The organism is Bacteroides sp. MSSM.1001136sp1_RTP21357st2_D2_RTP21359_211015, from assembly GCF_040913205.1.
Taxonomy (GTDB): domain Bacteria; phylum Bacteroidota; class Bacteroidia; order Bacteroidales; family Bacteroidaceae; genus Bacteroides; species Bacteroides ovatus.
The window spans coordinates 104276-117839 of sequence record NZ_JBDFVF010000004.1; the positions used below are offsets into that span (position 1 = coordinate 104276).

A 13564-nucleotide genomic window follows, 5' to 3' on the forward strand; every position below is an offset into this window, starting at 1 on the left:
AATCACACATTCTATTACAATCAAAACTTTACAGAAATTGCCTTCCCATTATAATCGACGCTTTTTTGAGTCCCGCCCTGAAGAGTTACAGTAAATTTACGGTTCTTCAACATTCCCTCATACGTACCTTTTCTTGCCCCTATCGTCAATTTACGAGATACATTATTCCAAGAGATTGGAATTTCCGTATAAGCTCCTTTTTCGTAATTGTAATTATCAAATTCATCTTCATATAAAATGAAGTTTCCATTCGCACCCGCATACACCTTCAATTCAAGATGATCCCACGGTTTTTCAGTTGCATACTGAACTTGTGGACCGACAGGAATGATACTACCCGCTTTTACATACAATGGAATAACATCCAGTGTAGTCTCTTTGGTAATTTCCTTTCCGCCTTCATGTTTCTCGTTTGTCCAGAAGTCATACCATAGCGTTCCTGCCGGTAAGTATATGTTAGTAGATTTCGTTTCCATGAAATCCACAGCAACGTCAGTTTTTGTTTTTTTCGCTCCATCTCTGTTCCATCCTTCTTCTTCGGAGACTTTTACCACAGCTTCCGGTGTATATTGTGCATGAGCAATCGGAGCCACAAGGAGCGACTTTCCAAACATATATTCGTCATTGATATCCCACACCTTTCTGTCATCTACAAAATCCATCATCAAAGCGCGCATAAAACTCGATTGGCGATTGCTCACCTCCCAAGAAGTAGAATAAATATAAGGCAACAGAGAGTAACGCAAACCTATCATTTTCTCGATAGCATCATATACAGGCTCACCCTTCTTTCCGAACTTATAGATTTCCCTATAAACATCCGTCCCGTGCGAACGCATCATCGGATTGAACGTTCCAAACTGCAACCAACGCACATAAAGCTCCTGATACAATGGATTTTTTGAAGCACTATCATCATTCCAGCTTTTATTATAGTGTCCTGCAAAAAAGCCACCAATATCACTATTCCAGTGAGGCATACCACACAAAGAAAAGTTTAATCCGGCAGGAATCTGATTTCTAAAACTCTCCCATGTGGAAGCGACATCACCACTCCATACATTTGCACCATAACGTTGTTGCCCCAAAAATCCCGAACGGGTTAAAATAAACACCCGTTTATCCGAAGTCACTTCACGCTGATGGTCGTAAACCCCTCCGACAGTCATCAACGGATAAGCATTGCGCACCTTACGGAACGAGCCCAGATAGGTTTTGGTATCCATATCCTCCGGCTTCCAGTCCAAATGGTCGGGTTCGGTAGAGTCCATCCACCAGGCATCCATTCCCAACTTGAAAATTCCATCATTCAGATATTTCCAATAAATATCACGCGCTTCGGGATTGTAAGCATCATACACTCTTACACCGGAAGGATATTCCATATTGGGGGGCCATGACTCCAATCCCGATTGCGGCCAGGTAGTGAAGTTAAACAACATCCCTTTTTTGTCCAATTCTCTATAAGGTTTAGTCATCGGTCCGAATGACGACCAGATAGATATAGCCATGTGTGCGTTCATCGCATGGACATCCTCAATCATCTTTTGAGGATTATTGAAAGTCGGATTCTGGAAATCCATCGCATTCCACAAATAGTTATGCCCCCAATATTGCCAATCCTGAATAATACCATCCAAGGGAACACCCAATTCACGATATTTACGAACAACGTCTACCACTTCCTCCTGGCTCTTATATCTTTCTTTACTTTGCCAGTAACCATAAGTCCATAAAGGAAACATCGGTGCTTGCCCGGTCAAGCTGCGTACCTGTGCTATTACACCATCGGCATTTTTCCCATACATGAAGTAATAATCCACACAGTCACCTACTTCAGAACGGAAAGATGTTTCAACTTCGTTATCCGTAAAAAGAGTCGGCGAATAGTTATCCCAAAACACACCATATCCTTTAGTAGACTGGAAGAAAGGTGACACATCTTCAACATTTCCCTGTATCAGATTTTTAGTCATGTTCCGCTGAATCATCTTTCCATTTTGCAATTGTCCCAAACCATAAATGGCTTCCTCCTTATCTAATATAAAAGGTTGATAAACCTGATAAGTTTTTGTCCCGGCATCATCGAAATCGATAAACTGCATACCGGATTTCTCTGCCAATAATGATTTGCCATCCTTTGAGAAATAAGAAACAATTCCCGTCCCGGTGTCCACACTGACACTTAGTTCACTGGTATTCAATACAATCTTATTATCTTGTATATCAGCTTTGAAACTCACCTTTTCAGGTTTGGCAATTACAGAAAGACTCTGTTTTTCATAGGCAACACCTTCCGGCGATTTTATTACTCTCGCCACAGCAGGCGCAAAGAATTGTACTTCTATATCCACTGCATTTACAGTGGTTTTGATGCCGGACGATGTTTTCTGATAGTTCTGTGCGAATAAAATATTTGTGCTGAAGCATAAACATATACCCCAAAATAGATGATGTATTTTCATAATTTGGAATGATAAGGTTTCTAATTAATAACCAACAGATGTTGCATACAGTCCGATCATTGCTCCTGTAAAGCCACCAGCCTCATTAGTAGAAAGAATATCGCCGGAAACGGTTCCTCCTAAATTTAGGAAACCCTTGCCATCAATCGAATAATTAAAACGATAATCATCTCCATTGGCTGTTACTTGCAGTGTCACAGGTTTCTCTGTTTCTATCTTCACCTCACCCAGGACACTCGCTTGTCCTTTTTCGGTTCTTTGCAGTATCAGGTAATAGTCTTTCCCCTTTTTAGTGATACCGAAAACATAGTGATATCTTTCATTCTGATAACATGTTATACCGGCAAAATCTTTCTCATTTTTCGGTTTGTACTCCATGGTTGCTGCCGCTGTAAATTGATTATGCTGCTGACGGTAGAACAAGGTAGAAGTAGGTTTCACTTCATTGATATTTGAGGTAAAAGGGATGATCCGCAACCCTTTATCGGTCATATCAACGAAATCTTCACGAGGACCTCTAAGACCGATCCATCTAAGGTCTAATGTCTTATCGGAGAAATCATCCTTAAAGACAAAGTTGCCACTAGGCAAATAACCGTTTTTCCCTGTTTGGTTCTCTACTCCCGAAGGCATCTTCAATGTAGGTTTCATAGGGATAAGCCCATTCTCGAAAACGGGAAATGTTCCGCTCCAGTCCACCGGAAGAATAAAAGTTTCGCGTCCGGTATTCACTCTGTTCTTCTCATTGGGGCGTATTCCTAAAAATACACCATAATATTTTCCGTCGGGTCCCTCCACTAAGTCTGCATGACCAGCCCAGTCTACTTTATTCGCCCGATTTGCAGGAAAATAACGTTGAGTTAAAATAGGATTATTATTTGACGGAAGATAAGGTCCTTTCGGATGATCACTTACAAAAATGACTTCGCTATGCCAGCCTCCGGTTCCTCCTTCCGCACACATTAAATAATAACGTCCATCTTTCTTATAGATATGAGGAGCTTCAATCCATATCGGCTTTTCTTCTATATTGACGCCACCGTTTACAATGATCCGGTCTGTCCCCGGAACCACTTTATCATTTTCCACATCATAATCCCATATTTTTATAACACGGTGTCCCGAGTAACGCTCGTTTGCTTTAGCAGGAGCATCATTATGTACCACGTATGCCTTGCCATTATCATCAAAGAAAAGAGAAGGATCAATGCCTTCAAATTGAAGTTTGATCGGATCACTCCAGCCATTCTCCGGATTCTTTGTCTTTACCACCATATTTCCAAAGCCGCCGGAAAATTGAGTGGTTATCATATAAAACGTATCATTATTGGGATTATATCTTATAGCAGGAGCATATACACCAGCACTAATACCACAATCTTCAACCTTTAATTGTGACGTTCTGTCCAGCACATGACCGATTTGCTTCCAGTTGACCAGATCATTAGAATGGAAAATAGGCACCCCGGGAAACATAGCAAAAGATGAGCACACTAAATAATAATCATTACCTTTCCGCGTTATACTCGGATCGGGATAGCAACCCTGCAAAATAGGATTATAGAACTCACCCGGCTTTAAAGGATTGTTTTGATAAATAGCATCCTCCCCCTGATAAATAAATTGCGTAAAGACAGGAGCATCTTTTGTTATTTTACCCTTGCCACTCACCTCCATATTAAAAAACAGCACAATAAATACGACAAGACCCACAGATTGCCAGCTCGACAAAATCAATTTTAATGTTCTCATATTATCACTTTTTATTTTCTATAATTTTCTGTTCCATAGTAGTGTTTGCAAATGTATCGATTCGGTTTTATCATATATGTACAATCATGATACAGGCATCTATATACAGGTTACATTTATCACAGACATGTAACATGATTCTTTTCTGATGTAACAAAAAGCCCCAAAACAGAAAAATGGTAAGATAAATGACTATATTACCTATTATTTCAACACTTTTATTCCCCATCATTTAAAAGACTGAATATCAAGCATTAGCAAATATTCATTTTCCTTTAAAAGAAAGCCCCCGTTGGTTTAAAAGAAACGGGGGCTTGGTTTAAAAGAAACGACCCGTTCCTTTTAAAGGAACAAGGTCGTTCTTTCTTTATTCATTCAATAAATAAATCCGGATTGTCTATCTGTAAAAATAAACAAAATTCCAAAGCGGTATTACTGTACGTTCATTACAATCGTTTTCAACTTATTTCTATCAGAAGTTCCTCCATACAGTAATTCATAAGTACCTTCCAACGGACACATCGTATTCGACTCTACATCAAACCATTCAAAGTTCTCACCGGTAAGAGGAATAGCTACTGATTCAGTTTTCCCTGCCGGAATATGAACGCGTTTGAAAGCACGCAAGGTATAACGGGGACCTTCCTTATCACCCGGACGTCTCAAATAAACCTGAATCACCTCTTCTCCATCACGTTGCCCGACATTACTTACCGGAATAGTCAATACTACATTTTCACCTTTGGCGATTGTATTCTTGCTCAATTTAGCTTCTCCATAAGTAAAGTCAGTATAACTCAACCCATGACCGAATGGGAAAAGTGGTTGCTGTTGCATATATCGATAGGTACGCCCCTTCATGGAATAGTCTTCAAAGTCCGGCAATTGATTCACATCCTTATAGAAAGTGACCGGCAGGCGTCCACCGGGATTATACTCTCCCCAAAGAGCATCAACGATAGCTGTACCACCCGCCTGTCCCGGATACCATGCCTGCAGAATCGCTTCACAAGTAGTCGTTTCGGGCACTAATCCGATAGCTGAACCGGAATAATTGATAAAGACAACCTTTTTACCAGCCTTCTTCAAAGCTTTCAACAAATCACGTTGAACGCCCGGAAGTTCAATATCCGTACGGTCACCACCCTTAAATCCGGGAACTTCTACCGGCATTTCCTCACCTTCCAGATTTGGAGAAATTCCACCTGCAAAAAGAATCACATCAGCATCCATTACTTTCTTCACTGCAAGGTTCAAATCGATCCCGACCTCTTTGCCCAAATCAAAATCAAGTGTAGCCCTTTCATTCCGTTGTTTGAATAAAATCTCGATATGATACTCTTTTCCAGCTTTCGCCTGTAACGTATAGAGGTTCGTCGGATTCTTAACATATATTTTCCGAGCCACTTGCTCACTATCTATAATAAGAGTCACTTCACCATCCAGTTGGAAACGGAAAGCAACATCACCCGACTGCGAAGGACGAAAGACAGATTCATAACGAGCCGAGAAATTAGTTATTTCCACACCGGGCGCAAATGTAGTAGCCCCTGTTGTCGCAAAATGGAACGGAGTGGAAATCTGATCGGTAGCAACCACTTCCCCTTCACGATCACGATTATTCCAATATTCTGCCAAGAAACCGGGTTTACCATTTATGCTACATTCATCAAACAGGCTTTGGAGTGTCTTTCCATCCACACGGTCACAACCCGGTTCGTATATGATTTGTCCTTCCGGTAGTTTGGCACGGACAGCTTCCAATAAGGTAACCGTATGTGCCGGAATACCGTTATAATTTCCCCACTGCATCACGGAGTCATTGGCATTAGGTCCCATAACAGCTACTTTCAGATGGGTATTCAGAGGCAGGATGTTGTTTTTATTCTGCAAGAGCACCAATGACTCACGAGCCATACGCAAAGCCAATGCCTGATGTTCCTTACTATTCAACACAGAGGTTGGAATTTCCGCCCAGGCCGGTTGTTCGTCCATTTCTCCCAGTTCAAAACGTGCTGTCAACAAACGTTTCAATGAAATATCTATTTCTTTTTCGTCAATCAAACCGGCTTTTACAGCATCCGCCAGTGAAGCATATTCACTTCCACATTCAAGGTCTGTACCTGCCCGCACGGCACCAGCCGAAGCGTGTTCTTTGTCCGGGTGAGTCTCATGCGTTCCCGGTCTATAGAAATCGGAGATCGCTCCACAGTCAGAGACTACAATGCCTTTGTATCCCCATTCATCCCGCAATATTTGCATCAACAGGCGATTGCTGCCACAACAAGGCTCTCCCTCAAAACGATTGTAGGCACACATCACTTCCTTTACATGCGCTTTCTGTACCAAATCTTTAAAAGCAGGCAGATAGGTTTCCCATAAATCCCGGGGATCTATATTCTCCGCATCAAAACTATGCCGGTTCCACTCCGGACCTGAATGAACAGCAAAGTGCTTGGCACATGCGTGCAGCTTATCATACCTGGCATCTTCCGGTCCTTGCAAGCCACGGACTACAGCCATTCCCATTTGTCCTGTCAGATAAGGGTCTTCACCGTATGTTTCCTGACCGCGTCCCCAACGAGGGTCACGGAATATATTGACATTCGGTGTCCAGAATGTTAATCCCTGATAGCGTTTCAGCACGCCACCTTCACCGAAAATACGCGATTTTACGCGAGCCTCATCGGAAGTGGCATTGAACACTTCATATAATAATGAATCATTAAAAGAAGCTCCCATACCGATAGACTGGGGAAAAACAGTAGCCAATCCGGCACGTCCCACACCGTGCAACGCTTCATTCCACCACTCATATTCTTTAATTCCCAGTCGGGGGATAGCAGGTGACGCATTTTGCATTAATGATACTTTTTCTTCCAAAGTCAACCGGGGCAACAAATCCTCCGCCCGTTGTTCTGCCGTTAAAGAAGTGTCCTGGTAAGGCAGCAATTGCTTACATGCCGAAAACGATAACACCAAACAAACACCCATAATCGGTATCCAACCTCTTTTCATAATATTATACTTATTAGTTATGATTAATTTGGAAACAAAAATAGCCTATTTTCCAATAAAACAATGTTTCATTGGTTACAAATACATATTTGTGTGTTACATTGACGCATCACAGAACGAATAATCAAAAGAGTCCACATCCACATAACCGCCCACGGAACGTGTAGCATAGTTAAATATGGCAAACTTACTGCCCATAAACATACGGGTGTAGTCAAATTTCATCTTGACAGGCAGACCGACAGGTATCCATGCTTTCCCATCAAGACTATAAGAAAAACGAGCCTCATCCCGTCCATTGGTAAAGTCACCTTCCACACGCAAGTAGACAAGCTCTTTGTTAAGAGGTATACGGGCTTGTTCGGTCATATCCACACGGCTAATGGCACGCTTCGTTTTCTCAAACACGCTTTTCTGTTCACTCATCACAAGAGACAGTTTATTTCCGTTCTTTTCAATCGTAAGCACACCGCTGTCACCATTAAAAGCCGATAATCCTGCACGGTCACCATCTTTCATCCCCCCCAGAGAGAGACTGACAGTACCCATGCATTTCGGTCCTACCATACGTTGAGTCAACGTATTGGGAGCAACAAACAGGTTATCTACCACACGAGAGGTTTTCAAACGCAGAAATCCGGGACGGTCGGTAAGACTCCATGCCTGATCGACGGGGTTATGATTCCACTGCCAATAGAGGGAAAGTCCGGAAGCGGAAAAATCATCCGAACCGCAGATACCATCCATTGACATATACGATAAAGTGGTATCATTCGGAATGTGCCCATCCTTGTCTCCCAGCATAGGCCAACCATCTTCCGTCCATGTACAAGGCATGAGACACGGCACACGCCCTACGCCACCACGATCCTGAAAAATCAGTCCGTACCATTCACCGTTTTTCCCGTCTACGATGCATCCCTGACCAACACCGCCATGCCCGTCAAACTCCGTTTCAAGAATGACACGCTTTTCGTAAGGTCCGGTAATCTTATCGGCACGATAGCATACTTCACGACGCAGACGGCCGGGAATACTCCAATCCATAGAAATCATCAGCAAATAATATTTCCCATTATGCTTGATGACGGAACTACCTTCCAACAGACCTTGTTCGTCAGCATCCCGTTCAAATATTTGCTGATTGATGCCACCGGGAAGTACATCGGTCAAATCGGGTTTCAACTCCGTAAGCTGTCCTGTACTGTGAAAGAGATACACCCGCCCGTCATCATCAAACAGAAGCGAACCGTCATGGAAATGCGGAGGACGCGAAAGAAGTTTCCAGGGACCGGCCGGATCTATCGCAGTATAGACAAACCCACGTCCGGGCGCGCCATTGGCTGTAAACCATACATAGAATTTACCGTCATGATAGCGGATAGATGATGCCCATTGTCCTTGCCCGTAAGCAGTGCCTTCGAGCAGATCATAACGGGGACCATCGTCAATGCGGGGAAATACGTAGCTGATAGTTTCCCAATGTTTCATGTCCGGCGAACGCATGATAGGCGCTCCCGGCATCAGGTGCATAGTAGTGGAAACCATGTAAAAGTAATCACCTGCGCGACACACCGACATATCGGGCACGTCAGCATAAAGAATAGGATTACGGTATTGTGCTCCGGCTGATAGCGGAAAGAACAATGTAAAAAGAGTACACAGTAAAATTGTGTTGATTTTTGTTTTCAGCATAATCATCGTTTTTTTATTAACTGGCTACATTATCTATTATTTGAAAGCTAATTATTTAAAATGTTTCTTGTTATCTTCCACATCACAAAAATAGAAAATGCAAACAGATATATTGCCCAAAGTATGCTACATGATTTCTTTGTGATGCTACATATCGAATGAAGAATGTTACATCTATATTTACTCATGTTACATCACCCTATCTCCCAAAGAGAGGAGACTGTATTCAGCCTCCTCTCACTTATTACATACCCAAACAACAGGCATCAACAACTATTCTTATTACAAGAACTTATCAGAACTCAACCAGTATACGGAACACTTTTCCCGGATTAGCCGTCCATTCCTGCATAGCTTCCAAAGCTCCTTCCGGTTTGGCAATCTTCGAAATCAGTTCTTCCACCGGACAGTTGCCTTCTTTCATATAATTAATAACCGCACGGAAATCGGCTGGTAACGCATTTCTGGAACCACGGATATCCAGTTCTTTCTGAACGAAATATTTCGTTTGGAAAGCTACTTCGCTTTTGGCATAGCCAATGCAAACGACCCGTCCTGTAAAACCGACTTCATCCACCGCCATCACATAAGTGACCGGACTGCCGACAGCTTCAATCACCACATCGGCACCGAAGCCCTCCGTTATCTGTTGCATCCGTTCGTGTACATTTTCTGTCTTGGAGTTAATCACATGAGAAGCACCTACCCTTTTCGCCAGTTCCAGTTTCTCGTCATCCAAGTCGACAGCAATGACCGTTGCCCCTCTCAAAGCAGCACGTACAATGGCACCGATACCAATCATACCGCAGCCAATAACCATCACATATTCATTATCGATCACCTGCGCACGAGATACCGCATGGAATCCGACGCTCATCGGCTCAATCAACGCACAATCGCGAGGAGAGATATTACCAGCCGGAATAATCTTCGTCCAAGGTAAAACTGCATATTCGCACATCACTCCATTGCGTTGTACCCCTAACGTTTCATTATGCTCACAGGCATTGACACGACCATTACGACAGGAAGCACATTTACCACAATTGGTGTATGGATTCAATGTCACGTTCATCCCTTTTTCAAAGCCGGCCGGAACATCCGGACCGATCTCCTCAATCACCGCTCCTACCTCATGTCCCGGGATTACCGGTAACTTCACCATTGGGTTACGTCCTAAAAAGGTATTCAGGTCAGAGCCACAGAAACCCACATACTTGATTCTTACTAATACTTCACCGGCACCAACGGTCGGCTTTTCCAGTTCAACCACCTTCATTTCGGAGGGATTGACAATTTGAACTGCTTTCATTTGATATGTTTGATAATAAGTTTATTAATCGATTACTTTATAACCTTTCCAGCCGTAATATGCACAGAAGACAAAACAAATCATCGGCACACAATAGGCCATATAATAGATATGCTCATTGGCATGCATGAAATAAGCCGTCAACTGTGGCAGGCAGGCATTGCCGACAATAGCCATTACCAGAAATGCCGAACCGCTCTTTGTCTGACTCCCCAGTCCTTTTAGCGCCAATGAGAACTGCGTAGGGTACATTATAGACATAAAGAAAGAGATAGCCAACATTGCGTATAGCCCGATCATACCTCCCCATATCATCACTACCCCGCACAAAAGAATATTCATCAAGGCGTAAACCAGTAGCATATCCTGTGGACGGAATTTCACCATCAATCCGGTACCGATCCAACGCCCCAAAAGAAATGCGAGCATATACAATCCGAAGAAGGTAGTCGCTGTATCTTCCGGCAATCCGGCATAAGTGCAACAGTAAACCAAGAACAGACTGTTTATCGCCGTCTGTCCGCCGTTATAGAAGAATTGCGCAATCACTCCCCACCGCAAGTGTGAGTGCTTCAATACACCGAAGTCTATCAGTTTTTCTTTCTGGCTGCCCTCTTTCGTTTTACCCGAAGAAGTCATTTTTTCGGAAGAAGCCGTTTCTCCTTCGTCCCCAATCTTCGGCAATTTTGAAAAGACGAAGACAACAGCTATGGCAATCAACAGTATAGCCAATATCAGATAAGGGAGTTTCATGGCATCCGTTTCCAATTGGATATAGGCCTGCCAGCCTCCCGGATAATCAACAGGTAGGGTATCGCGTGTGTAATGAGTTCCGCTAAGGATGAGCTTACTCAAAAACATGGCAGCGATAAAAGCTCCGAGTCCATTGAAAGACTGCGCCAGATTCAATCGGCGGGGAGCTGTTTCGGGTGCTCCTAAAACCGTCACATACGGATTGGCAGCTGTCTCCAGAAAGCACATTCCCGTAGCGATAATAAAGAAGATACAAAGGTAAGCCCAATATTCTTTTAAAATGGCAGCAGGAAAGAAAAGCAGGCCTCCGATTGCTGCTAATACCAGTCCGAAAATAATTCCCGCCTTATAGCTGTAACGTTTCATAAACATCGCTATGGGGATGGGGAAAATAAAATAAGCCAGCCAGTAGGCAGTCTCGGTAAAAGAGGCTTCAAAGGTATTCAGTTCACATGTCTTCATCAATTGCCGGATCATCGTGGGAAGCAGATTGCTGCTTATCGCCCACAGAAAGAAAAGGCAGAAAACTAACGCTAAAGGTATTGTATATGTATTCTTTTTCATGGTATAAATCTAGTTTTACGATAAGGATGTTTTCTCCATCATTCGGACATGTTCTTGATGTAAGGAAGTACGGGGAGATCCGTGAATCCATAGAAGTTCCGGGCATTTTCTCCCAAAAAGAGTCTTTTGTCCTCTTCCGTCAACTCGGAAGACTTCACCACAAAATCGTATGACATCTTGTAAGTGATTGCTGTAATGGTGCGCGGATAGTCCGATCCCCACATCAGTTTCTCCATGCCAACTAAATCCGCCGCTTCCCGAATGGCTTTCACTGCTCCTTTGAAAGGATAAAATTCATCATTGAAAAGCCAGGTGATTCCGCCGGATTCAATCATCACATTGGGATGACGTGCCAGGCGGATTTGTTCTTTCCAGTCCGGACGTGTCACCATTCCGAAGTGCCCGACAGCTATTTTTAGGCGGGGACATTCCTGAATAATCTCTTCCACTTCGGGAACCTGTGTTGCTCCGTCAGCCAAATCGATGGAGAGCATGACATTCCGTTCTTCCATAGAATGAAACATCTGCATCATTTCCTCATTATTCAGCATTACCCGTCCCTCTTTTAACAACAAGCGTTGGGCAGGTATTTTTATAGCCTTAAAACCTTTGGCTATAAGCTCTTTCGCCTGCTCCAGAAATCCAGGTTTGCGGAACTCACACATTCCGCAAACAAAGAAACGGTTGGGATAATGGGAAACGACTTCCGACAAATAATCATTCTGAATACCGTCAATAAACTCTTGGGTAATGACAGCCGCAGCCACTTGCGCATAGTCCATATTCGAAAGAAAAACTTCCGCGCTATTCACTCCGTCTATCATAAAGGGCGGAACCATTTGCCGGATTTCTCCCATAAATTCCGAACGGCCATTTTCCAAAGTCCGGATAGGCAATCCGTCCACAACAGTATCCTGCCGTAACCACAGATGGGCGTGCGCATCAATAATTGTATAGTCCATACGAATGACGCTGTTTTATGAGTTTGCCCAACTTACACGTTTCTGCTCTCCGATAATCTCCTGTACTTCTCGAACGAGTTCCCAGTCAATAGGTTCTTCGATGAAAGCGATGTTCTTTTTCACATTCTCCGGATTAGTTGTACTAAATAAAGTCGTTGCTATACGGGGATTGCTGACGGAGAACTGCATAGCCAGTTTCTCAATCGGATAATTTTTAGCTTTGCAATGCTCCATTGCTTTACGGCAAGCCTCTACCAAGGGTTTGGGAGCCGGATGCCAGGCAGGAACACCACGTTCACTCAACAGTCCCATTGAAAGCGGAGAAGCATTAATCACACCGATTTCTTTGGATTCGAAGTAGTCCAGGAAGTCTGCTAATTTATCATCACACAAGCAATAATGGCAGAAGCTAAGCACAGATTCAATCGTACCGCTTGGTGAATGGTCGATTACCCATTTCAGGTTTTCGAGTTGCAAGTCGGTAATTCCAACGTGTCCTACCACTCCTTTTTCACGCAACTCAACCAAAGCAGGCAGAGTTTCATTAACTACCTGATTCAAATCGGCAAACTCCACATCGTGTACATTTATCAGATCGATAAAATCTATATTCAGACGTTCCATGCTCTCATACACACTTTCTGTCGCACGTTTTGCAGAGTAATCCCACAGGTTCACTCCATCTTTTCCATAACGTCCCACTTTGGTAGAAAGGTAATAACGGTCGCGAGGAAGATCTTTAAGCGCCTTCCCTAAAACAGTTTCCGCTTTATAATGTCCGTAATAAGGAGACACATCTATAAAGTTCATTCCTGCTTCAACAGCAGTAAACACTGCTTGAATTCCTTCTTTTTCTTTCAAATCATGGAAAACTCCTCCCAAAGAAGAAGCTCCAAAACTAAGAGATGATACTTTCATCCCTGTCTTTCCGATTTCATGGTATTGCATACTTTTAGGTTTTAAATCATTTTGTATGCGACAAAAATAGGTCAGTAATAGTTTCAGTGCAGCAGAGAGCGGTCGAAAAACCAACGTAACGGTTT

8 protein-coding genes are annotated in these 13564 nt (G+C 43.1%); all 8 read right to left on the reverse strand.

Features of this window, described 5'->3' with window-relative positions; translation table 11 throughout:
• Nucleotides 1–20: 20 nt before the first annotated feature.
• The 8 genes from AB5217_RS04495 to AB5217_RS04530 all read right to left on the reverse strand — a co-directional run bounded on the left by AB5217_RS04495 (nt 21) and on the right by AB5217_RS04530 (nt 13469).
• Complete coding sequence (locus AB5217_RS04495; protein ID WP_368112723.1) at nt 21–2465, reverse strand: TIM-barrel domain-containing protein; 2445 nt, start codon at nt 2463–2465, stop codon at nt 21–23.
• A gap of 24 nt (nt 2466–2489) precedes the next feature.
• Nucleotides 2490–4217 carry a glycoside hydrolase family 43 protein gene (locus AB5217_RS04500; protein ID WP_368112724.1) on the reverse strand — a complete coding sequence of 576 codons (1728 nt, stop codon included), beginning with the start codon at nt 4215–4217 and terminating at the stop codon, nt 2490–2492.
• A 432-nt stretch (nt 4218–4649) separates the two neighbouring features.
• A complete protein-coding gene (xyl3A, locus tag AB5217_RS04505) occupies nt 4650–7235 on the reverse strand; it encodes a xylan 1,4-beta-xylosidase (RefSeq protein ID WP_368112725.1) in 2586 nt (861 codons plus the stop codon).
• A gap of 96 nt (nt 7236–7331) precedes the next feature.
• Nucleotides 7332–8930, reverse strand: coding sequence for a glycoside hydrolase 43 family protein (locus AB5217_RS04510; RefSeq protein ID WP_368112726.1), 1599 nt, complete (start codon nt 8928–8930; stop codon nt 7332–7334).
• Between the two features lie 295 nt (nt 8931–9225).
• Nucleotides 9226–10242: a zinc-binding alcohol dehydrogenase family protein gene (locus AB5217_RS04515; RefSeq protein WP_368112727.1), complete on the reverse strand. Its 1017-nt coding sequence runs from the start codon at nt 10240–10242 to the stop codon at nt 9226–9228.
• A gap of 24 nt (nt 10243–10266) precedes the next feature.
• Nucleotides 10267–11559 carry an L-fucose:H+ symporter permease gene (gene fucP / locus AB5217_RS04520; RefSeq protein ID WP_368112728.1) on the reverse strand — a complete coding sequence of 431 codons (1293 nt, stop codon included), beginning with the start codon at nt 11557–11559 and terminating at the stop codon, nt 10267–10269.
• Between the two features lie 38 nt (nt 11560–11597).
• Nucleotides 11598–12521, reverse strand: coding sequence for an amidohydrolase family protein (locus AB5217_RS04525; protein ID WP_004314064.1), 924 nt, complete (start codon nt 12519–12521; stop codon nt 11598–11600).
• 15 nt (nt 12522–12536) lie between these two features.
• On the reverse strand, nt 12537–13469 hold the full coding sequence (locus tag AB5217_RS04530; protein ID WP_004309617.1) for an aldo/keto reductase: 933 nt from the start codon (nt 13467–13469) through the stop codon (nt 12537–12539).
• Between the last annotated feature and the right edge of the window lie 95 nt (nt 13470–13564).

Coding starts and splice junctions, on each gene's coding strand:
- AB5217_RS04495 (WP_368112723.1), bottom strand. CDS start 2,465: ATGAAAATACATCATCTATTTTGGGGTATATGTTTATGCTTCAGCACA.
- AB5217_RS04500 (WP_368112724.1), bottom strand. CDS start 4,217: ATGAGAACATTAAAATTGATTTTGTCGAGCTGGCAATCTGTGGGTCTT.
- AB5217_RS04510 (WP_368112726.1), bottom strand. CDS start 8,930: ATGCTGAAAACAAAAATCAACACAATTTTACTGTGTACTCTTTTTACA.
- AB5217_RS04525 (WP_004314064.1), bottom strand. CDS start 12,521: ATGGACTATACAATTATTGATGCGCACGCCCATCTGTGGTTACGGCAG.
- AB5217_RS04530 (WP_004309617.1), bottom strand. CDS start 13,469: ATGCAATACCATGAAATCGGAAAGACAGGGATGAAAGTATCATCTCTT.
- xyl3A (WP_368112725.1), bottom strand. CDS start 7,235: ATGAAAAGAGGTTGGATACCGATTATGGGTGTTTGTTTGGTGTTATCG.
- AB5217_RS04515 (WP_368112727.1), bottom strand. CDS start 10,242: ATGAAAGCAGTTCAAATTGTCAATCCCTCCGAAATGAAGGTGGTTGAA.
- fucP (WP_368112728.1), bottom strand. CDS start 11,559: ATGAAAAAGAATACATATACAATACCTTTAGCGTTAGTTTTCTGCCTT.